Below are 21853 nucleotides of genomic sequence, written 5' to 3'. Positions count from 1 at the left end.
GGTCTGGGGGTTTTTATTGTATTTCCAAGGAATATTACTCAGCACAATTAACAATTAGTGGCATATATATCATGAATTGGGAGATTATTTTTTATAGCAGAAAAAATGGAGAAGTACCAGTTGAGCATACTTGTTATCAGTAGACAAAAAAATGCGAGCCAAGATTTCTCGTTCCATCGCTTTGATCAGTGAAATGGGACCAAATATTGGTTTGCCGCATACCAAATATTTACGAGAAGGAGTTAGTGAACTACGTATCGTGCAAGGTAATAATATTAGTAGGGTATTTTATTTTCACTGGTATATGAATAAACTAGTACTATTAAGCTCATTTACAAAGAAAACAAATAAGACACCTCCATCTGAGTTAGAACGAGCATTACAATACAAGGAAGAATTTTTTAGACAGCAAGAGGAGGGGAAGTATGAGAAAATTTAATGATTTTTTGGAAGAGCAACTGCAAGATCCAGAATTTCGTCAAGTTTGGGAAGAAACGAAGGTAGAATATGAAGTTGCTAGGCAGCTTATTCTATTGCGTAAGCAAAAAGGTCTTACTCAAGGTCAATTGGCGGAGAGATTAAATACTAAACAGAGTGTTATCTCCCGTATCGAAAATGGAGATCAGAATATTACGTTGGAAAATCTAATGAATATTGTAAAAGCGCTTGGGGGTCATTTACACATCAGTATATCTGGACTTGACTAGACGTACTTCCTTGGAATTACGTTTTTTTGTTTAATTGGTGTGATTTTTCGAACAGGGCATGTAAAGGAATGTTCACCAAATTTCCTTTCCCATAGGTATACCCCAATCAAATTTATTTATATTTTCCTTCGTAACTTTAGACATAAGATCTTCAAATGTATATGTTCTTTTCTTTGATTTAGGCACAGCTTTTTCAATTTTGACTTCCCCTTTTTCTGTGTTGTCTTTATATTTTTTTGACTTTTCTTGTCCCATATTTATCACCTCCATATAGGTATATCAAGAAGTGAGTATCAAATACAATTTTTATTTTTTAGATAAATAGATTTAAATACTTTCCTTTGTACACGGTTATGCTTAACATAGATGGGTACTATTTTAGTACTTTACTTGTTACTTTTGTTTGTATTCTTTGGTTTCGCATAGTAGCCTCATTTTGGTATGATAAACCTACTACTACAGGAAAGTTGGATGGGAGAAGATTGTTCGTGAGTGCGAGAGAATACCTGGAAAAAGCGAATCGCTATCAGGTAAAACCGGAGGAATTATTTCAATATTTTGCGCAGTATGTTTTACAAATAACCGTTTTATATCAGAAATCATCAATGGGGAAAAAACCTCTTTTAGCTAGAAGTAATCGACCTGGTTCCAAATATATCATCGCTTTTACGGATCAAGAAGCCGCGAAAATAGTACGGGTCAGGCAGCCGGAATTTTTAGAGATGACCGAAGAACCTTCTTTACAATTTATGCTCAAAGCTTATCGCTCCAATGCAGAAGGACTGATGTTTAATCCTGGATTGGATTCACGATTTTTTGTTGTACGACATCAGCTTTTAGACTGGATTCGCTGCTATTGTATCAATAAGTTTTCCAAGCAATCCACAGCTTGGGTGATTAAGAACGGTTCGTCTGTATTGAAAGGTTCTTATCAACCAGGTTTTTCGACAATTGTGGTGTATACAGGAGAAGAAGAAGCGAGTAAAAGTGCGGAGAAGAGCGGCGGCCAAGCAACACCAGTGAGTTGGGAAGATATTTTCCGTTATTTGGAACGATTGGGTTCCAAAACGTTATATGTAAACTATGGATTGCCAGAAGCTTTTTTACTTAATCCCGAACAAGTAAATCAAATTCGGGATGGTTCCAAAACGGGATATGTGGAGCAAACCACCAATTCATACTCCTTTATTCCTGAGGTTTCGGATGCTGCTTTATCTCCTACTGCACTAAAAGAGGAAATAGCAGTAACTATCCCTGTGGAAATTCCAGTTGAAGAAGAAAAATCGGCATCAACAGAAGAAATTGGTGATTGGGAATCAGCTTTTCTAGAAGAAGAGCCCCTTACCTCTAACAAGGATAGAAAGCTTTCCGATACATATGTACTGACTGCACCTGTAGAAAAAGCAAAAGTAGAAGAGAGAGAAAGTCTTACGACTACTCCTTCCATTGGACAAGAAGAAGCTCAAAACGAAGTGGAAGCAAAGCCATTCGTAACCAAAATAAAAGAAGAAATAATAGAACCAACACCTGCCGTACCAGAGGTAAAGCCAGAAGTCATAGAACCGCTTGCGGAAGTTGTGAAACAAGCAGAAATCCAAAATACTGTACCACCTGTTGAACAAAAACATGCTTCTCTAGAGGAAAACCAAAAACCTATCCAAAAAATAGAGAATGCGGTTCCATCTACCGAGCAAAAAACATCTTCTGATTCACAAAAAACGTATTCTGCTTTTGACAATCCGTGGGATGACGATGATGATGGTTTTTCAGAAGCCGTTCCGCAAACGAGTTTCTTTTTCCAATCCAATAACAATGAACAGGGAGAACAAAATGTTACTCCGCCAATCCAAGAATCAAAACCAGAAGCCGTGGTGGAGAAACCGGTTCAAGAGACAGAACCAGAACCTGCCCCCCAGCAAAATCAGACTCCTGTTGAAAAACAACAGGTTATCGAGGAGCATGTAGAACCTGATCCAAATCCGCTTGCTCATCAACCGATTTCTAATAATCCTGATATTCCAGAAGATGTACAGTATGGCTTGCGGGTATTAGAAACAGCAACCAATGAAGGACAAGGGATGGCAAATGGTTGGGAAGTGTGTCGAGCACTTGCTGATTTGAGGAGAATATGGGTAATTGTAGATATGGAAGGGAAAATGGTGATTTTAGCAAGTCAAAATGAAAATCAAATTGCTGATTTCTTCACTTCCGAAGAGTATGCCCAAACATTGATTGATGAAGCACACGGGCGTAACAAAAGCCTCCCTCAGATGGTACCGAGATTAATATCAACTAAAAAATTATTTCGTGCCTTAGCACCTACTGGATGTGTGATTTGGATCAATCGAGGGTCTCCCAATGCATGGACAAGTATCATGGGAGATACTCTCCCGTATGTCCTGCAACTAATGGCTCAAAAATAAAAAGGAAGACCGACACTTTTTTGTAAATATCTTTTTCAAAAACGGAAGTGTCAGGTCTTTTTTTTGCTTAATTTGTTATACTAACTATGATACTTCTATTTAGTAGAGAGGCAGAGATTATGGATAAAAAGAAAGAGACTATTACAATTTACGATGTAGCACGTGTAGCAGGAGTTTCAATGGCTACCGTTTCTCGAGTAGTCAATGGGAATTCCAATGTAAAGCCAGCGACCCGCAAAAAAGTTTTAAGTGTGATCGAGCAATTAGGTTATCGGCCAAATGCTGTAGCTCGTGGTCTGGCAAGTAAAAAGACAAAAACTGTCGGTGTCGTTATCCCAGATATATCCAATGCTTTTTATTCAGAAGTGACACGTGGTATCGAAGATATTGCAACCATGTATCGTTATAACATTATTTTGTGCAACTCTGACCTCCAACAAGAAAGAGAAACGCAGTTAATTGAAACTTTATTAGAAAAACAAGTAGATGGACTCCTTTTTCTCGGTGGAAATGTAAGAGAAGAGCACCGTCGTATTTATGATCATACGAATGTCCCTGTTGTATTGGTTGCAACAAAAGTTGAAGATAACTCTTTACCTGCTGTTGGGATCGATCAGCAGCAAGCAGCCTATGATGCAACCGTTCACTTTATTGAAAAAGGCCATAAAAAGATAGCTTTGATCGGTGGGCCATTAACAGATATGGTAAAAGGATATCCACGTTATTTAGGATATCGACAAGCATTAGAAGATCATCAAATAGATTTCGATGAGCGTTTGATTCGGATTGGGGATTACCGATATGACTCTGGTTTCCAAGCGATGACGACATTACTTGGTTTGAGTGAATTGCCACAAGCGGCGGTTGTTTTGAGTGATGAAATGGCAGTTGGTGCCATTCATGCTATTTTAGACAGTGGCAAAAAAGTACCAGATGATATGGAAGTAATTGGATATAATAATATTCCGGTTGCTTCACAAGTACGTCCTTTATTAAGTACAGTAGATGTCCCAATGTATGATCTGGGAGCAGTGGCAATGCGTTTATTGACCAAATATATGCATGGAGAAGAAGTAGAGACAGGGCAAGTAACTCTTTCACATTCGATCAAACTGCGAAATTCTACGCAGCCACTGGTAGAAGTTGAGGGCGAAGTATGATTGGAATTATAGGTGCGATGGATGTAGAAATTGAACAATTGTTATTGAATATGGAGCGAACAAAATCAGAAGAACGGTTTGGAAATAACTTTATTACAGGTACATTAGCAGATGTCCCTGTTGTTATTACCAAATCTGGAGTAGGAAAAGTAAATGCTTCGATTTCTGCTCTCAGCTTGATCCGAGATTATAACGTATCTGCTATCTTATTCATTGGTGTGGCGGGAGCTCTGCATCCAGAGCTGAACATCGGTGATATGATCGTTTCAACGAGTTGCCAAGAACACGATATTGATGCGAGTACTTTAGGATTCCCACGTGGTACCATACCATATCAATCCGTTTCTGAGTATCAGGCAGATCCAGATCTTGTTCAGACAGCTTTAAAAGCTGCTACAAAGCTAGAATCATTGGATTCGATAAATGTAAGATCAGGTAAGGTGCTTTCTGGAGACCAATTCATTTCAGACCGTTTCATTGTGAAATTTCTCCATCAAGAACTAGGTGGGGATTGTGTCGAGATGGAAGGAGCAGCAGTCGCTCATGTGTGTTATCAGACAAGTACTCCTTTTGTGGTGATTCGCTCTATGTCTGATCGAGCGGATCATGAAGCTCCAGTTGATTTTGTCAAATTTACGGAGTTGGCAGCAATTCGTTCATGTAATTTGGTAATATCTATGTTACATCTTTTGCAGGAAAACGGGGCAGTTTAACAACTACGAGCACAGCTCGTTTTCCATAGAGTGCATCAACAAGGTTTCAAAATCTACTCGGCAAGTAAGTGAGGAGGTGTTGTTGATGCCAAAAGATGTGATGTGTGAGGTTGACAGTTGTACCTACTGGGGGCAAGGGAACTCATGTCAAGCAGATCAGATCTACGTTGTTAACCAGCGCGAAGAAGAAGCTGAAACAAGTGAAGAGACTGATTGTCATACCTTTCAGCCCAAGCATCACTAAGATACCTTAGTTTGTATACACACGGGCTAAGTTATTTAGTAGATACTTCTACAAAAGAAAAAACCAGCTTCTCATTCTTACATCTGGATAGAAGCTGGTTTTTCCTATATCATGGATGTAAGGAGGCGATTTTTTTTGGAACATCTTGCATCTATTAAACCTATGACAACAGGAAATAATCTACTGGATTATGATAAAGAAAAAGAACTATTTCAGTGGTTTGATGTAGAAAAAGTATTTAGTTGGCATCAAACAGGTAAAGTGAATGTCGCCTATGAGTGTGTGGATCGACACGTAGCAGAAGGCAGAGGGAGTAAAGTCGCCCTTTCTTATAGTGACCCAGTACGTCAAGAAAATATTACGTATGAAGAATTAAGAAAAAATTCTAATCGATTTGCTAATTTTTTAAAACGCTTACATATTCAACAAGAAGATCGTGTATTTATCTTTTTGCCACGAACTCCAGAGTTTTATGCCAGTTTTTTTGGAGTTTTAAAAGTGGGTGCGATTGTTGGTCCGTTATTTGAAGCATTTATGACTGCTGCTGTGCAGGATCGTTTGGATAATAGTGAAGCAGTAGCACTTGTTACAACACCAGAACTATTAAAGCGTGTTCCTGTTGCGGAACTCCCTCACCTAAAGAAAATTATTTTGGTAGGCGGGGAAGATAATGAATCGTTAGGTCACCACTCTTATGAAAAAGGTGTGGCAGGTCAATCTTCGGATTTTTCGATAGAATGGGTAGATTTGGAACACCCGATGATTATTCATTATACTTCTGGCTCCACGGGAAAACCAAAAGGAGTTTTGCATGTTCATCATGCGATGATTCAACACTATCAAACAGGAAAATATGTACTTGATCTTAGAGAAGATGATATATACTGGTGTACTGCTGATCCTGGTTGGGTTACAGGTACCTCCTATGGGATTTTTGCGCCATGGCTTCATGGGGTCACCAATGTTATCCGTGGAGGACGTTTTAGTCCAGACGATTGGTATCAAACTTTAGAATCTAATCAGGTAACTGTTTGGTATAGTGCTCCTACAGCTTTTCGCATGTTGATGGCTGCGGGAGATGAAGTGGTAGAAAAATACGATCTAAGTAAAGTTCGACATATTATGAGTGTAGGAGAACCACTGAATCCAGAAGTAATTCGTTGGGGATTAAAAGTGTATAATAGACGGATTCACGATACTTGGTGGATGACAGAAACAGGTGGAATAGTAATTGCCAATTATCCACAAATGGAAATCCGACCAGGTTCGATGGGACGCCCAATTCCTGGTGTTCATGCTGCGATCATTGATGATAATGGAAATGAATTGCCGCCAAATACAATGGGCCACTTGGCAGTAAAAACTCCTTGGCCGTCTATGATGCGAACCATTTGGAATAATCCGGAAAAGTATAAAGAATATTTTCGGATTCCCGGATGGTATTATTCAGGGGATACCGCTTACCAAGATGAAGATGGATACTTTTGGTTCCAAGGACGAGATGATGATGTTATCAATACATCGGGGGAGCGAGTTGGACCATTTGAAGTAGAAAGCAAATTGGTAGAGCACCCAGCAGTTGCAGAAGCAGGTGTGATTGGTAAGCCAGATGAATTACGTGGTCAGATCATCAAAGCTTTTATCGCTCTTCGTGATGGCTATATTCCATCAGAAGAGTTAAAACAAGAAATTGCTGCTTTCGTTAAAAGTGGTCTGGCGGCACATGCTGCACCTCGTGAGATTGAATTTAAAGATAAATTACCTAAAACGCGTAGTGGGAAAATTATGCGGCGGGTGTTGAAAGCATGGGAACTTGGACTTCCAACAGGTGATTTATCTACACTAGAAGATTAGTAAAAAGCCATTCATCTTTTGATGAATGGCTTTAGAAATATTTTGAAGATAGATTTTTATAGTAATTTTTGATTCTATTCTATTATTACTCTTCGATTTTATCATCGTCATCATCGTCATCATCGTGATGATGCTTGTGATGTTTGTGATGTTTGTGGTGATGGTGTTTATGGTGATGATGTTTATGGTGATGTTTGTGGTGGTGATCATCACTGTCATCATCGTCGTCATCGTCATCGTCATCGTCATCATCGTCATCACAGTCGTCGCCAGAAACACGATTGTCATCATCATCGTCATCATCATCGTCATCATCATCGTCGTCATCATCGTCATCATCGTCATCGTCATCGTCATCGTCGTCATCATCGTCGTCATCATCATCGTCGTCGTCATCATCATCAGATGCAATAGTGAGTAGCTTTTCTTCCTGTTCTTCCTCTAAAGCGGATATTTTGATTTCTTTTTCCGTATCCTCATCCTTATAACTTATGGTTAGCGGAAGTTGACTGGTTTTTATTATTCCTGCACCATACAGATCGATGGTAATCTCTCCTTTATTTTCGGTTTCTGCTTTATTTTCGAGAACTCGATTCTCTTTTCTCACTGGTCTTTTATAAGATTTTTTATTCTTATGAATTCTTTTTCTCCAAGTCATTCAAACTACACCTACCTTATATAAAATAACTGATTTATTAGTTATCATATGAAATTGTTGAGATTTGGAGTGGTTATTTTATCTAGTTTTTATACCTATTTCTCAAAATAAAAACTCACTTCTACTTGTAAGAAGTGAGTTTTTGTATTACCCGGATGCATTCTCTTCTGATTTATTTGGTTTATTTGAAAATAGTCCATTGTTATCAGGAGAGGTATTATTTGATTCGTTATCGGAAGATTCTTCCTGTTTTTTGTGCTTTGAATCCTTTGGAGGAACAATACCTGTATTTTTATTAGGCTGCTGCTCTTCTCCGTTTTTCTGCTTTTTGTCTTTCTTTTTCTGTTCATCTTTTTGAGATTCTTGGTTATCATCTGATTCTGATTGTTCTGGAACTTGACGGTTACATTCAAAACATTTATTTCCAAATGAACCACCAGGATCTTGAAAGTCAGAGCCTTTTCGTATTAGGCTAGGATTAGTAGCTGCTGCTGCTTTAAATAGCTTCACCCATGCAGTTTTCGCTAGATCATGATCGCCTTTTTTATTGTAGTCGTATCCAGACCATACACCTAAAGATATTTCTGGAGTATAGCCTACAAACCATAAATCATATTCGCTTGTGGTCGTACCTGTTTTTCCAGCGATACTATATCCTTTAATCTGACCAATAAATCCTTCCGCTGTTCCTCCTTGTACTACTTTTTTCAACATCCCTGTTAATTGGTAAGAAGTCTGTGGAGTAAATACTTCTTTTGTTTCATTTTCTTTTGCATAGTCATAAATAACTTTACCTTGGGAATCAGTAATTTTTTGGATCAAGTGAGGCTTATTAAATTTTCCATGATTCGCAATCATGGCATAAGCACCAGTCATCTGTTCCACCGTGTAACCATATGTAGCACCACCTAGAACTAGCGCTTCTCCATCTTTTTTATTGGGTGGCATGCCCATCTTTCTTATGTAATCAAATACTTTTTGTTTACTTCCCAATTTATCGACAGTCGCTCGAAATGCTTTGATTGCAGGTATATTATAGGAAAACTGCAATGCTCGAGTAGCAGTAACAGGACCACTGTATTTTCCATTCGCATTTTTATATACTGCTGAGCTGAATTCTTTATTGATGGGTTCATCTACAATAATTGAGTCTGGAGATAGAATACCTTCATTAATCGCAGGTCCATAAGCTAACAGTGGTTTCATCGAAGAACCAGGTTGGTTTTGTGCGTCAAAGGCATGGTCTTTTTGGTTTTCTTCAAAATCTGTTCCTGCAAAGAATGAAAGGACAGAGCCGGTTTTGTTTTCTATCATTACAGAACCAATTTGTTCCCGAACCAAAACACCATTGATTTTTCGTTGAGGGAAGTCTATATTCTTCACTGATTTATTCATACTCTCATAGAGTGCTTGATCAACAGTAGAATATATCTTTAGACCACCGCCGCGTACTTTATCACTGTAGTACTTATAAGGTCTATCTTTTGCTTCTTCTGGATGGTATTTTTTATCCATTTCTTGCAAGACTTTGATTGCTTCGCTTTCTACAGCAGAGATAATGAAAGGATAAGTTTCGTATGCATTTCTAAAATCGCTCGGCCTGGCAAGAGATTTCGTAATGTCATATTTAGCAGCTTCATCTCGTTGAGCAGGAGTAATTTTCCCATTGGCAACCATGTAATCTAAAACCATTTTCATGCGTTTCATGCCACGTTTAATTTTTGCTTTTTGTATCTCTGGATCAGTGGAGAAAGGATTGTATTTGATAGGCTGCTGAACCATTCCAGCTATATAAGCTGCCTCTGGAAGAGTCAAATCCTTTGCATCTTTATTAAAAAGTCCTCGTGCTGCGGCCATCACACCATACATATGTTTCCCATTGGCGCCTTTAAAAAAATAAACACTATTGAGATATTTCACTAAAATCTCGTCTTTTTTATAATATTTCTCCAAGCGTAGAGCATTTACAATTTCTAGGGATTTACGTTCTAAAGATCGCTCGCGATTTCCTAAGATTTCGTTTTTTACTAGTTGTTGAGTTAAGGTGCTACCGCCAGTGACTACCTCACTTCCCATAGCTTGTTGAATGGCAGCGCGTAATACAGCTGTTGGTACAACACCATCATGGGTATAGAATTGTCTATCTTCAGTTGAAAATAATGCATTGAGTAAATTAGGGCTTACATCACTTGGTTTTCTGACTAAAACTCGGTCTTTCTCGTTGTTCATGGCTCCAATTAGTTTCGGTTTTCCTGTAGTAGCGTCGCGGAAGTAAGCATAACTCGTTTCAGACCAACCATTTAAGTCTTCGTCAAAATCTTTTTTCGTTCGAACTTTTTCATTTTTTGTATAAGCTGATACGATACCGGCTCCTACTCCTAGTACAGCAACGGCAACAACTAGGAAAAAAGTTAGTATGCTATAAAGTGTCACCAAGAATATTTTCTTCTTTTTTTGTTTCTTGGGAGGCACTTTTCTATTATATTGTTCCTGCATTTCTTTAATTTCCCTCCTCATGTATGTAAGAATTATATCATAGGAGGTATTGGTGAAATTTATAGATTCTTGTGACGATTTTATTATGAAATAGAAATGCAAATCTAGCATGATAGATGTTCATCAAATCGAAAAACCCGCTCTTCCAATAGAGAAGAAGCGGGTTTTTCGATGAATGATTAATTTTCTTTACGTTTATCAATCGTGCCAGGGAGAATACCATTTTGATTTTGTGTTGATTGATTGTTATTAGTGGTATCGGATTGCCCAGCATTCGTATTTGACTGTGTGTCGGCACCTGCATTGGTACTTGGTTGCTGCTGCTGTTCTTGTTGTTGCCCTTGTGTCTGTTGTCCGTTATTGGAATTAGAGGTATCAGGAGCTTGGCGATTACATTCAAAGCACTTATCATCGGACGAGCCGCCAGGGTCTTGGAAATCAGTCCCTTTTGGTATCAGCGTTGGATTAGTAGATGCTGCTGCTTTAAACAGTTTCACCCATGCTGTTTTTGCTAAATCATGGTCACCCTTTTTGTTGTAATCATAACCAGACCAAACACCCATAGATACTTCAGGAGTGTATCCAACAAACCATAGATCATATTGGCTGGATGTTGTCCCTGTTTTACCAGCGATATTATATCCAGATATTTGTCCAATAAATCCTTCTGCTGTACCATTTCTTACTACTTGTTTTAACATCCCTGTCAATTGATAAGCAGTCTGTGGTGTAAATACTTCTTTTGGTGCATTTTCTTTTGCATAGTCATAAATAACATTTCCTTGCGAGTCCGTAATTTTAGAAATTAAGTGCGGCTTATTGAATTTTCCTCCGTTTGCAATCATGGAATATCCACCAGTCATTTGTTCCACTGTATACCCGTATGTAGCTCCACCGAGTACAAGTGCTTCTCCATCTTTTTCATTTGGAGGCATTCCAATTGCACGTATATAATCAAAGACTTTTTGTCTGCCGCCTAATTTGTCTTCGGTTGCCCGGAAAACCTTGATTGCAGGAATATTGTATGAGAACTGCAATGCTTTTGTAGCAGTTACTGCACCATGGAAATTTCCGCCGTCGTTTTTATAATATTGAGAGCTGTATTCTTTCTTTATCGGTTCGTCGACGATAATCGAATTCGGTGAGATAACACCTTCGTTAATGGCAGGTCCATATGATAAGAGTGGCTTCATAGAGGAGCCTGGTTGGTTCTGAGCATCAAAAGCATGGTCCTTTTGGTTTTCATCAAAGTCTGTACCAGAAAAGAAGGAAAGCACATTTCCTGACTTGTTTTCTATCATCACAGCGCCAATTTGTTCTCGAATCAACTTTCCATTGATTTTACGACGAGGAAAATCAAGATTTTTTACCGATTTATTCATATTATCGTAAAGTGCTTGGTCCACTGTAGAGTAGATTTTTAATCCCCCAACGCGCACTTTATCGCTGTAATACTTATAAGATCTTTCTTTTGCTTCGTCAGGATGATATTTTTTATCCATTTCTTGCAAGTCTTTGATCGCTTCACTTTCAATGGCAGAAATGACAAAAGGATAGGTTGCATAAGCATTTTTAAAATCACTTGGTTTGGCAAATGATTTCGTGATGTCATATTTAGCAGCTTCATCTCGTTGTTGAGCGGTAATTTTCCCGTTGACTACCATGTTGTCAAGTACGAGCTTCATGCGTTTTTTACCAAGTTTGATATTTTGTTTTTGTTTCTTTTCATCATTTGTAGAAAAGGGATTGTATGCATTAGGACGTTGACACATTCCAGCAATGTAAGCTGCTTCTGGAAGGGTCAAGTCTTTGATGTCTTTGTTAAAAAGTCCGCGGGCAGCTGCCATTGCTCCATACATGTGTTTACCATTTGCACCTTTGCCAAAATAAACACTGTTAAGATAACTCACAAAAATGTCTTCTTTTGAATAATACTTTTCTAGTCTCAAGGCATTTACAATTTCTAATGCTTTGCGCTCTAAGGATTTGTGTCTGTCTCCTAATATTTCGTTTTTGACCAATTGTTGTGTTAAGGTACTACCACCTGTTGTTACTTCACTACCGGTTACTTGCTGCATGACTGCCCGTAAGATGGAACTTGGTACAATCCCATTGTGAGAGTAAAATTGTCTGTCTTCGGTAGACAATATAGCATCTAACAAATTTTGATCCACATCTGACAATTTACGAACGAGTACACGGTCTTTTTCATTGTGCATCGCACCGATTAGTTTGGGTTGTCCTGTAGTGGCATCTCGAAAATAAGCATAGCTTGTTTCTGACCAACCATGTAAGTCTTCATCAAAATCTTTCTTGGTACGGATTTTTTCGCTTTTTGTGTACGCTGACACAATTCCAGACCCAACGCCAAAAATTGCAACTGCCGCAACTAAAACGAGGGTTACTATTACATAAAGTGTAACCAAGATGATTTTCTTTTTACTCCGCTTTTTCTTGGTGTTCACCGGTATATTATTTTGCTCTTGCATTTCTCCGATTTCCCTCCTCATATGTACGAATTATAACACAGCAGGTTTGAAATAAGTTTATAGATTTCTTGTGACAATGTTTTCTTCGCGAAGGTAAATATACCCAAGAAGAAAAGCCCGTATAAGGGGCTTTTTAATTATTTATCACAGGAGAGTTGTTTCCTCCATCTGTTGGAGAACCACCCGAATTACTTGAACCACCGTTGTTATTACTAGTCTCACTACCATTACTGCTACCGTTGGATGATCCCCCATTATTAGTGGTTGATCCTCCATTAGAACCATTTGAGGAACCGCCGTTCGAATCTCCTCCGTTTGATCCATCACCTGAACTGCCACCATCTGAGTTGGGAGGCTTATCGCCATCATCTTCATCTTTGCTTGGCGGAGGAGTGGAAGGAGTAGATGGTTTAGTAGATTCGGATGATTTGTGATCATTTTTCTTTTTCTCTTTCGCTTTTCCTTTTGATTTATTTGCATCCTCATAACTTTTCTTTTTGTCACATTCAAATCCGCATTTTTCTGGCCCTATATCCCCAGGGTTAACGAAATCTGTTCCTCTCGGAATGATATCCGCTGCTTGTTCAATTGCAGCATTAAAAATGTTGATCCATGCTTTTTTAGAAAACTTATCATTTGAATCCATAGGGAAGTTATAGTCGTAACCACTCCATACCCCGATTGTTACTTCAGGAGTATATCCTATAAACCATAAATCTTTTTCATCTGAAGTGGTACCTGTTTTGCCTGCTACTTCATAACCTGAAGGAATCTGTGCTCCGATGTAAGCTGCCGTTCCACTGAGAACCGTTTTTAAGATGCCCGTCATTTGATAAGCTGTTTGCGGTGAGAAGACTCGTCTTGAATTTTGCTTTCTTTCAAATAACACTTTTCCATCAGCATCTGTTACTTTAGAAATCATATAAGGTTTGTTGTACAAGCCTTCATTTGCAAAAGTAGAGAAGGCAGCAGTCATTTTTTCCACGGTGTAACCATTTGTTGCCCCGCCGATAGCTGCGGCTTCTCCGTCTTTAGGAGAAGGAGGTAGATTTAATTCCTTCAAGTAATTAAATCCTTTTTGATGTCCTAAGGCGTTAAATGTTTTGATAGCAGGAATGTTATAGGACCATTTTAATGCATCTTGAACGGTTACAAATCCCTTATAACTTCCATTTGCATTTTTGTAATAGCCAGAACCGTCACTTTTCATAATAGGTTCATCGAGTATTTGCGAGTGAGGCGATACGACTCCTTCTTCAATCGCTGGCCCATAAACAAGCAGCGGTTTGATGGAAGAGCCTGGCTGTCTTTGTACTTGCAGAGCGTGATCTTTTTGGTTATCATCAAACGACTCTGTTCCCGAAACAAACGCTAAGACAGCACCAGTCTTGTTATTGATAATGGTTGCCCCGAGCTGTTCATGTGTTTCTTTTCCACCATACTTACGATTGTTGAATTCCAGTCCTTTTGTTGCTGCTTTATTAACGGCATTATAGAGTCCTTCATCAATCGTTGTATAGAAGCGATAACCTCCAGTAACAGCTTTCTTTTTATATTCCTCTAAAGTAGAACGATATTTCCCTTCTTTGCTGAGTTGTTCTATGTTGAGGTTATCCATTTCCATCAAAGTCTCTGCTGCTTCATCTTCCATTGCAAACATGATGAATGGGTATTTCTCATAACCATTATCAAAATCAGAAGGTTTGGCGAGTGATTTTTTGATGTTGAAATGAATGGCTTCATCGTATTGTGTTTTGGTGATTTTTTTATTTTGAAGCATTTCGGTTAATACTAGCTTTAATCGTTTCATGCCACGCTTATAATTTTTTGGATCTTCATCAAGCGGATTCAATGCATTTGGTCGTTGAACCATACCAGCTATGTATGCAGCTTGAGCGAGATTGAGCTCTTTCGGAGTTTTGTTAAAAAGTCCTTTTGCAGCGGCTTGAACACCATACATCTTCCGGCCGTTTGCACCTTTCCCAAAAAAGACGCTGTTCATATAGTAGACGAGAATTTCATCTTTGCTATACATCTGTTCCATGCGAAGCGCTAAAACAATTTCATTCGCTTTTCGTTCAATATCTTTTTTTCGGTTTTTTAGTACGATATTTTTGACCAATTGCTGAGTTAGTGTACTACCGCCAGTAGTGACCTCACTGCCAACGGCTTGTTGGAAAGCGGCACGGATGATAGATCGAGGAACAACTCCTTTGTGCGTATAGAAATCTCTATCTTCTACAGAGATGAATGCATTGACCAAATAAGGAGTTACATCACTGACTTTTTTGATCATACCTCGATCATTATCAAAACGCAGTGCCCCAATTGCTACTGGCTTTCCCTTTTTATCTGTGTTTTGGAAGTAAGCATAACTGGTTTGAAATAAATTGTTTAGTTCCTTGTCAAAGTCTTGCTTGGTTCGAACTTTCTCATCTTTTACAACAGCAGAGACGATACCAGCCCCTGCACCAATCACAATTGCTGCTATTGTCAATGTAAGGATTACAATAGTAATTACTGTTCGTATACTCCAACGTACAATTTGACTGGTGTCTACATGGGGTTTCTTTATCCATTTTTGTAGATTCACCTTGATACCTCCCTGGCGATAAGGTAATATTATATCATAATTTGAAAACAATAAGTGTTGAACTAAGCGAGTAGTCCCATGTTTGTATCGTTCAGAGAGCTGGTGGAAAACAAAATGTTTTTCGTTTTGTTAGGTGCGAACCAGTCGAACACATCGGATCAAATTACACTTAGGAAGCTTTGCGTTTAAACGCACGGGAGACCCGTTATATCTTATTCGAGTGGAGAACTTTTGGTTTTCAACAAGGGTGGTACCGCGGGCATAGCTCCGTCCCTTTTTAGGGATGGAGTTTTTTTATATTCTCCACTTGTATGGCTTGGTTACTTCACTAAAAATCTCCAAAAAAGGAGTGTGATACAGTTGTCAGACCCAAAAAAAGTAACACTTGCAGATGCGTTATCCAAATTATTGCTCACCAAAAAATATAAACGCGGTGAAGCAATTCCTATTACAGAGCTATTTGCTGAGAAGCAAAAACAGCAACAAGTACCTGCTGAAATTAGGAAGTAATCTTTCACAAGGAGTGAACTTAACAATGCGTTTACTAGAAGATTTAGCTTACAGAGGATTGATCTATCAAACTACCGATCAAGAGAAACTGGACCAACGACTAGAGCAAAAACCTATCATCTTATACGCCGGATTTGATCCTACAGCAGATAGTTTGCATATTGGACATTTGCTTCCTATTCTCACGCTCCGCCGTTTTCAGCAGTATGGGCATCAGCCGATTGCATTAGTGGGCGGTGGAACGGGACTCATTGGAGATCCAAGTGGTAAAGCATCAGAGCGGACATTGAACACCAATGAAGTCGTACAGAGTTACTCTGATAGCATTCGCTCACAACTGTCTCGATTCCTTGATTTTGAGATGACAGAAAATCCAGCTCTATTGGTGAACAATTACGATTGGCTGGGTGAGTTAGAATTGATTCCATTCTTACGAGATATAGGGAAGCATTTCCCGCTCAATTACATGTTAGCAAAAGAATCGGTGAATTCACGACTTGAAAAAGGAATTTCTTTTACAGAGTTTAGCTACATGATTTTGCAAGCATTCGATTACTTAGAATTACATCGTCGATATGGATGCGAGCTTCAAGTTGGTGGCAGTGATCAGTGGGGAAATATCACTGCTGGCACAGAGTTAATCCGCAAAACTGGAAGCAAATCAGATGATTTGTTTGGTCTGACCATTCCATTGGTCACCAAAAGTGATGGCACGAAGTTTGGAAAGACCGAAGGCGGAGCAGTATGGTTAGATCCAGAGAAGACATCTCCATATTTATTCTATCAGTTTTGGTTAAATACCGATGACGCAGATGTTATCAAATACCTCAAATATTTTACCTTTTTAACCAAAGATCAAATCGAAGAATTGACAGAGGCAGTAAAAACTGCACCAGAAAAACGCCAAGCACAGCGTGCATTAGCAGAAGAAATGACAAAACTCGTCCATGGAGAACAAGCACTTTTAAGCAGCCAAAATATTACTGCTGCATTGTTCCAAGGAAAAGTGAGTATGCTAAGTAGCTCTGAGATTGCGGAAGGTTTTCAAGATGTTCCATCTGCGTTGATCCAAGAAAACGAAATTCCACTGGTTGATGTTTTGATAAAAGTAGGAGCAGCAAAATCGAAACGAGAAGCACGAGAATTTATGCAAAATGGAGCAGTGACTGTCAACGATGAAAGAGTAACAGACACAAGCGTTTTAGTAAATACCCTAAAAGCAATTGATGATAAATTTTTGGTAATCCGCAGAGGGAAGAAGAAGTACTTCTTGGCGGAATTAGGTTAATCATGAACACCAAGTCACCTTTAGTAAGGTGGCTTTTTTTGACTAGGAAAATGAATAAATAGAAAAATGATAATGTGTTCCTATGACCAAGATGGTATGCTTACAATAAGTGTCAGCAATCAACCAAGGAAGAAGGACCTCATGGGTTCCATTCACTCCATCATCCGTCCCGCCGACTCCGATGACCGGTCTGTCATCTTCGGTGAGATCGAAAAGGAACGGGACATCTCTTCGAAGAAGAATGTCTTCCGGCGCAGTGTGAGGATCTACACCCCGATCAAGTTCACCTACATCGCGGGAAGCGATCTCCACGTCGTGGACCCCTACACACAGATGGTGAAGGTGTTCAAGGGAGCCGACTTCGTCACCGTTGATGTCATCAAGCTGCTGTCGATTGATGGCTACAAGATTGAGTTGGTCACAGAGGTGACGGACTCGTTCCCGAACGAGTGGGAACCGGTGGACACCTCCAGCGACTACAAGTCTGCTCTGGTCACCGAAGAGAGCCCGCTGTCGAAGATCTGTGGTGCCATCGAGGGAAAGATGACCTATGACTCTCGATCGCTAGAAGGTGGCAAGCGCTGTAAGGTGGCGATCCACTGCAAGAACTCGTTCGAGTACACCGCAGGAAGCGACCTCAACATCGTGAATTCCAGCGGCGCGGTCGTGAAGAACTACGAGGAGGAGGATGTCCTCAGCCTCACGACCATCAAGACGACAAAGCGCGATGGCTACGACCTGGAGTTGGTCGTCAGGGTGCCTGAGCCTGACTTCCTTGCCAACGTGATGAAGCTGACGCACTGAGGCTAGGCAACTAGTCTCGCGCCCGGCTGCTCACTCAAGAAGAGTGAGTAGTCGGGCGTCGCGCTTTTAACAACAAAAAAATGGATATACATAAAAAGAAGGCGCTTTTGTCAATAAAGCACCTTCTTGTATTCATTAACCTGCTAGTTCCACCTTAAACTGTTGTTGAACCAATTGTTGATAGAGTTTATTGCTCTGTAGCAATTGTTCATGGGTGCCGGCTCCGGTTAATTTTCCTTTTTCTAATATTACAATTTTATCTGCGTCCACTACTGTGGATAAGCGGTGAGCGATGACAAGTGTTGTCCGGTCTTTCATTAAGTTTTGCAGTGCTTCTTGAACCACTTGCTCTGATGCGGAGTCCAAGTTAGAAGTTGCTTCATCCAGCATCAAAATTTTTGGATCATGTAAGATTGCTCTGGCAATAGCGATGCGTTGCCGCTGTCCGCCTGAAAGCTTCATTCCTCGTTCTCCAACCTCTGTTTCAAATCCGTCTGGTAAGTTCAAAATAAACTCATCTGCATAGGCTAACTTTGCTGCCCTGAGTAATTCCTCTTCCGTTACTTCTCTTGACATCGCGTAACAAATATTATCGCGGATTGTCCCAGCGAGAAGCGGGCTTTCTTGTGAAACATAACTGATGGCAGTGCGCCAATCTCGAAGGCTGAATTCGTGGATCGAATGGTCTCCTAGGCGAATTACACCGCTGGTTGGAGAATAAAAACGTTCCATCAACGCAAAAAATGTTGTCTTCCCACTTCCGCTGGGACCCACGAGGGCAGTAACTTTTCCCGGTTCAATCTGGAAATTCAGATTGTGGAGAATGGTATCTTTGCCTTCATATGCAAAAGATACATTTTCAATGGTAATAGGTAACTGTGGATTAACCGCTGTAGCTTTTTCATGTTGTACATCTGTTTCGCCTTCATATTCCAAGATTTCTGAGATGCGTTCTGTAGCTCCCATTGCTTTTTGCAGCCCTATAAAAAACTGGGTCATCATGGTGACAGGCATGAGAATTTGGAAGAGATACAGAATAAAAGCAACTAATTCCCCTGCTGTTAGTTCTCCAGATGCGACTCGCATCCCGCCATAACCGATGATGAGGACCAGCATGGACATCATAATAAGACCTGATAATGGCTGCAAAATAGAGGTTAAACGTGATTCTTTTAAACCATATTGAAATAATCGATCGATCTCTTCTTCGCCTTGTTTTCGTTCTACGGGTTCAGCGCTATACGCTTTTACTAAGCGGATTTCCGAGACTACTTGGGTTAGTAAACTGGTGAAAACTGCTGTTTTTTCTTGGATTCCTTTGGATATTCCCCTCATTTTCATTCCGATAGGCCGCATAACAAATACAATGATCGGGACCGCAATCAACATCACCAGTGTCATGGACCAATCCAAATAAAAGAGGATACATAGAGAGCCAACTAAGGACACAACTCCGCTAAACATCGATACTAATTGGTTGGAGATCAGATCTCGAACAATCGTTGTATCGTTATTAATTCGACTGACGGTTTCCCCAGAGTGATTTTTGTCAAAGTAGGAAATAGGTAAGGTCAATGTTTTCGCCCAAATCTTTTTCCGTAGGTTGGAAACCACCAAACCACCTAGATAGGCCAAATTATAAGTAGCAAAGCTGGACATCACCGCTTGGATTAAGATAGCTCCAACAAGCAGGAGCACGGTGGATATAGTTAAAGAACCAGCTGTCATCACGTTTACGGCATCTTTGGTAAACCAAGGCACGACAAGACCAGCAATGGTAGAAAGCAAAGATAATCCGAGTACAAGGGCAATTAACGATTTTGGTAACTTCTGAAATTGAACCAAATCCAAAAACTTTTTCCACTGTGTTTTTGATTTGGGGGGTGTATCTGTTTGCTTCACGTTTTTCCCTCCAACGTCCTAATGTGGTTCTATTGTAATGCTTCTTTATGAACGGAAAATGAACAGCGAATTATGGTTTGTATCACAAGTAAAGACGTGTGTGCAGAGAAGTAGTCAAGAGAATTATCTTGTGGATAAGGGAGAAAAAGAAAGGATAGAGAGGTTTTCTTTGATTTTATGTTTGGAGCCCACATTTGGAAAATCATTCCAATCTAGGGCTGGAGCAGTCCTTCAGGACAGGTGTGTCTAATGACCGAGTAGTTGTAGCCAAGGTTTATATGTGCTGACTACAACTTCTGCGCCTGCTTCATGAAGCTAAGCACATTTATCAGGTGTGTAGGTGAAGCCGAGGAAGCGGACATTCGCTTTTTCAGCTGCTAGGTAATCTGTAACCGAATCTCCGATCATCAGGGTTCTTTCCGGAGATACGTCAAGCAGATCGATTGCTTTTACAAGCATAAATGGACTGGGCTTGAGAAATCCGGGGTAAGGATCTTCTCGACCAAAAATGTCTCCATGGAAGTATTGAGTTAGACCTGCTTCTTCCAAGTAGATCCCTACAGCTTTTGGAGAGTTATTGGTCGCGATTGCTTGTTGGATTCCCTTTTTGTCTAGTGCAGCAATTACTTCTTGTGCGTCAGGTGTGGGTCTGGATAGTCGTGCTGCTTCACATTCCTTTTCGGTCAGCTTTTTTTCTAGTTCAAAATAGGTATCACGATGGGTCTTATAGAACTTCTTTCCCCTGCGATAAATGGCATGAGGATCATTGTCTGTTCGATCTTCTACCTGATCCAGTTGCCGTTCCCATAGATAGTCTCTTAGAAACTGAGCAACAGATGGAGCAGGCAAGCCAGCAAACATGTGAGCGATAGGAATATCAAAATCCCAGAGTACACACTCAATGTCTTGTTGAATTCTTTTGAATGTGTTGATTGTGGGGTATCTCCAGTTTTGATATTGCTCTCTTGTAAGACTGAGATAAGGCATTTATTTCCTTCCGTTCAGGTATGCCAAATATATTATAGCAAAGTTGATCCTATTGGTCGATGAAAAATACATTTATTTACAAGACTCGATCAATTTAATTATTATGCACAAGAATTTTCCCAAACAAACCTTTTACTTGTTTCAAGAAGAGAATTATTTATTTTGTTATACAAAAAAACTCCTCGAAAAGAGGAGTTTTTGCAAGAAACGATTAACGAGAGTAGAACTCTACGATAAGGGTTTCGTTGATTTCAGCTGGTAATTCAGAACGATCAGGTAGACGGGTAAAAGTACCTTCTAGTTTGTTTGGATCAAAAGAAACATATTCTGGTGTAAACGTACGGTCTTCTAAAGCGTCTTTTACAATAGTTAAATTGCGGCTTTTTTCGCGAAGACTGATTACATCGCCAAGTGCTACATGGTATGCTGGACGGTCGACTTTTTTTCCATTAACGGTTACATGACCATGTACAACCAATTGGCGAGCTTGTGCACGGGTACGTGCAAGACCAAGACGGAAAACAAGGTTGTCCAAACGAGATTCGAGCAACTTCATAAAGTTTTCCCCGTGAATCCCTTTAATCTTACCAGAACGAACAAACAAGTTACGGAACTGCTTTTCGTTCATACCGTACATCAAACGCAGTTTTTGTTTCTCTTGAAGCTGGATGCCGTACTCACTTAATTTTTTACGTTGGTTTGGGCCGTGTTGTCCTGGAGCATATGGACGACGAGATAATTCTTTCCCCGTTCCAGATAGTGAAATGCCAAGACGACGGCTCAATTTCCAAGTTGGGCCAGTATAACGTGCCATATTGTAAAACTCCTTTTCATTTGCGTTTTTCTGCAAATGACAGGGGCTGATCCGCTTATGCTTACCATACTCATCCGGATAGCGGCGGTAAGAGCAGGTACCTATATCCAATAGGGCGAACCAGTGAGGGTGATCCCTTCACCTATCGTTTGCGTGCTATCCTCATTTTCCCATAGGAGGGATATTTCTAGAGCCATACAAGCAAATATTA

The 21853-nt window shown here is 39.9% G+C and carries 18 protein-coding genes and 1 other annotated feature; of the genes, 10 read left to right on the top strand and 8 right to left on the bottom strand.

Going from position 1 to position 21853, the window contains the following annotated elements; all coding sequences use genetic code 11:
• Positions 1-130 precede the first annotated feature (130 nt).
• Together AC5WOE_RS02425 and AC5WOE_RS02420 are read left to right on the top strand one after the other, a co-directional pair.
• The gene (locus tag AC5WOE_RS02425; RefSeq protein ID WP_496051826.1) at positions 131-439 is read left to right on the top strand and encodes a type II toxin-antitoxin system RelE/ParE family toxin; all 309 of its coding nucleotides are present in this window, start codon (positions 131-133) and stop codon (positions 437-439) included.
• Positions 426-707, top strand: coding sequence for a helix-turn-helix domain-containing protein (locus AC5WOE_RS02420; protein ID WP_496048400.1), 282 nt, complete (start codon positions 426-428; stop codon positions 705-707). The genes AC5WOE_RS02425 and AC5WOE_RS02420 overlap by 14 nt, the downstream gene beginning before the upstream one ends.
• A gap of 72 nt (positions 708-779) precedes the next feature.
• On the opposite strand, the gene AC5WOE_RS02415 is transcribed toward AC5WOE_RS02420, so the two are convergent.
• Positions 780-962: an AbrB/MazE/SpoVT family DNA-binding domain-containing protein gene (locus AC5WOE_RS02415; protein WP_496048399.1), complete on the bottom strand. Its 183-nt coding sequence runs from the start codon at positions 960-962 to the stop codon at positions 780-782.
• A gap of 233 nt (positions 963-1195) precedes the next feature.
• On the opposite strand from AC5WOE_RS02415, the gene AC5WOE_RS02410 reads away from it, so the two are divergent.
• The 5 genes from AC5WOE_RS02410 to acsA all read left to right on the top strand — a co-directional run bounded on the left by AC5WOE_RS02410 (position 1196) and on the right by acsA (position 7101).
• Positions 1196-3130, top strand: a complete 1935-nt coding sequence (locus AC5WOE_RS02410) for a hypothetical protein (RefSeq protein ID WP_496051825.1) — start codon at positions 1196-1198, stop codon at positions 3128-3130.
• A 119-nt stretch (positions 3131-3249) separates the two neighbouring features.
• Entirely contained in the window at positions 3250-4290 is a 1041-nt protein-coding gene (ccpA, locus tag AC5WOE_RS02405) for a catabolite control protein A (protein ID WP_496048397.1), read from the top strand.
• Entirely contained in the window at positions 4287-5003 is a 717-nt protein-coding gene (locus AC5WOE_RS02400) for a 5'-methylthioadenosine/adenosylhomocysteine nucleosidase (RefSeq protein ID WP_496048396.1), read from the top strand. Before ccpA ends, AC5WOE_RS02400 begins: the two co-directional genes overlap by 4 nt.
• A gap of 85 nt (positions 5004-5088) precedes the next feature.
• The gene (locus tag AC5WOE_RS02395; protein WP_496048395.1) at positions 5089-5247 is read left to right on the top strand and encodes a DUF1540 domain-containing protein; all 159 of its coding nucleotides are present in this window, start codon (positions 5089-5091) and stop codon (positions 5245-5247) included.
• A gap of 162 nt (positions 5248-5409) precedes the next feature.
• Entirely contained in the window at positions 5410-7101 is a 1692-nt protein-coding gene (gene acsA, locus AC5WOE_RS02390) for an acetate--CoA ligase (RefSeq protein WP_496052036.1), read from the top strand.
• Positions 7102-7186: 85 nt separating this feature from the next.
• Here acsA and AC5WOE_RS02385 read toward each other — a convergent pair whose 3' ends face one another.
• The 4 genes from AC5WOE_RS02385 to AC5WOE_RS02370 all read right to left on the bottom strand — a co-directional run bounded on the left by AC5WOE_RS02385 (position 7187) and on the right by AC5WOE_RS02370 (position 15337).
• Positions 7187-7759: a hypothetical protein gene (locus AC5WOE_RS02385; RefSeq protein WP_496051824.1), complete on the bottom strand. Its 573-nt coding sequence runs from the start codon at positions 7757-7759 to the stop codon at positions 7187-7189.
• 147 nt (positions 7760-7906) lie between these two features.
• Positions 7907-10255: a transglycosylase domain-containing protein gene (locus AC5WOE_RS02380; RefSeq protein ID WP_496051823.1), complete on the bottom strand. Its 2349-nt coding sequence runs from the start codon at positions 10253-10255 to the stop codon at positions 7907-7909.
• A 179-nt stretch (positions 10256-10434) separates the two neighbouring features.
• On the bottom strand, positions 10435-12744 hold the full coding sequence (locus AC5WOE_RS02375; protein WP_496048392.1) for a transglycosylase domain-containing protein: 2310 nt from the start codon (positions 12742-12744) through the stop codon (positions 10435-10437).
• 133 nt (positions 12745-12877) lie between these two features.
• A complete protein-coding gene (locus AC5WOE_RS02370; RefSeq protein WP_496048391.1) occupies positions 12878-15337 on the bottom strand; it encodes a transglycosylase domain-containing protein in 2460 nt (819 codons plus the stop codon).
• A gap of 48 nt (positions 15338-15385) precedes the next feature.
• Positions 15386-15615, top strand: a binding site (T-box leader).
• An 82-nt stretch (positions 15616-15697) separates the two neighbouring features.
• Between AC5WOE_RS02370 and AC5WOE_RS02365 the strand changes: the two genes are divergently transcribed.
• The 3 genes from AC5WOE_RS02365 (at position 15698) to AC5WOE_RS02355 (ending at position 17939) form a co-directional block, all read left to right on the top strand.
• The gene (locus AC5WOE_RS02365; RefSeq protein ID WP_496048390.1) at positions 15698-15847 is read left to right on the top strand and encodes a hypothetical protein; all 150 of its coding nucleotides are present in this window, start codon (positions 15698-15700) and stop codon (positions 15845-15847) included.
• Between the two features lie 25 nt (positions 15848-15872).
• Positions 15873-17135, top strand: coding sequence for a tyrosine--tRNA ligase (tyrS, locus tag AC5WOE_RS02360; RefSeq protein ID WP_496051822.1), 1263 nt, complete (start codon positions 15873-15875; stop codon positions 17133-17135).
• Positions 17136-17276: 141 nt separating this feature from the next.
• On the top strand, positions 17277-17939 hold the full coding sequence (locus AC5WOE_RS02355; protein ID WP_496051821.1) for a hypothetical protein: 663 nt from the start codon (positions 17277-17279) through the stop codon (positions 17937-17939).
• Between the two features lie 135 nt (positions 17940-18074).
• Here the strand turns inward: AC5WOE_RS02355 and AC5WOE_RS02350 are convergent, their stop codons facing one another.
• From AC5WOE_RS02350 to rpsD, 3 genes are all read right to left on the bottom strand, one after another.
• Entirely contained in the window at positions 18075-19841 is a 1767-nt protein-coding gene (locus tag AC5WOE_RS02350; protein WP_496051820.1) for an ABC transporter ATP-binding protein, read from the bottom strand.
• Between the two features lie 315 nt (positions 19842-20156).
• Entirely contained in the window at positions 20157-20828 is a 672-nt protein-coding gene (locus AC5WOE_RS02345; RefSeq protein WP_496051819.1) for an HAD family hydrolase, read from the bottom strand.
• 211 nt (positions 20829-21039) lie between these two features.
• Complete coding sequence (rpsD, locus tag AC5WOE_RS02340; protein ID WP_496048385.1) at positions 21040-21642, bottom strand: 30S ribosomal protein S4; 603 nt, start codon at positions 21640-21642, stop codon at positions 21040-21042.
• Positions 21643-21853 lie beyond the last annotated feature (211 nt).

The organism is Shimazuella sp. NTD248, from assembly GCF_059510395.1.
Note: the sequence above shows the minus strand (reverse complement) of the source record. Positions and strands in the feature narration are given on the sequence as shown.

Excerpts from the sequence above, each read along its gene's own strand:
- AC5WOE_RS02420 (WP_496048400.1), top strand. The coding sequence starts at position 426 with ATGAGAAAATTTAATGATTTTTTGGAAGAGCAACTGCAAGATCCAGAA.
- AC5WOE_RS02415 (WP_496048399.1), bottom strand. The coding sequence starts at position 962 with ATGGGACAAGAAAAGTCAAAAAAATATAAAGACAACACAGAAAAAGGG.
- ccpA (WP_496048397.1), top strand. The coding sequence starts at position 3,250 with ATGGATAAAAAGAAAGAGACTATTACAATTTACGATGTAGCACGTGTA.
- AC5WOE_RS02400 (WP_496048396.1), top strand. The coding sequence starts at position 4,287 with ATGATTGGAATTATAGGTGCGATGGATGTAGAAATTGAACAATTGTTA.
- AC5WOE_RS02395 (WP_496048395.1), top strand. The coding sequence starts at position 5,089 with ATGCCAAAAGATGTGATGTGTGAGGTTGACAGTTGTACCTACTGGGGG.
- acsA (WP_496052036.1), top strand. The coding sequence starts at position 5,410 with ATGACAACAGGAAATAATCTACTGGATTATGATAAAGAAAAAGAACTA.
- AC5WOE_RS02385 (WP_496051824.1), bottom strand. The coding sequence starts at position 7,759 with ATGACTTGGAGAAAAAGAATTCATAAGAATAAAAAATCTTATAAAAGA.
- AC5WOE_RS02380 (WP_496051823.1), bottom strand. The coding sequence starts at position 10,255 with ATGCAGGAACAATATAATAGAAAAGTGCCTCCCAAGAAACAAAAAAAG.
- AC5WOE_RS02375 (WP_496048392.1), bottom strand. The coding sequence starts at position 12,744 with ATGCAAGAGCAAAATAATATACCGGTGAACACCAAGAAAAAGCGGAGT.
- tyrS (WP_496051822.1), top strand. The coding sequence starts at position 15,873 with ATGCGTTTACTAGAAGATTTAGCTTACAGAGGATTGATCTATCAAACT.
- AC5WOE_RS02355 (WP_496051821.1), top strand. The coding sequence starts at position 17,277 with ATGGGTTCCATTCACTCCATCATCCGTCCCGCCGACTCCGATGACCGG.
- AC5WOE_RS02345 (WP_496051819.1), bottom strand. The coding sequence starts at position 20,828 with ATGCCTTATCTCAGTCTTACAAGAGAGCAATATCAAAACTGGAGATAC.
- rpsD (WP_496048385.1), bottom strand. The coding sequence starts at position 21,642 with ATGGCACGTTATACTGGCCCAACTTGGAAATTGAGCCGTCGTCTTGGC.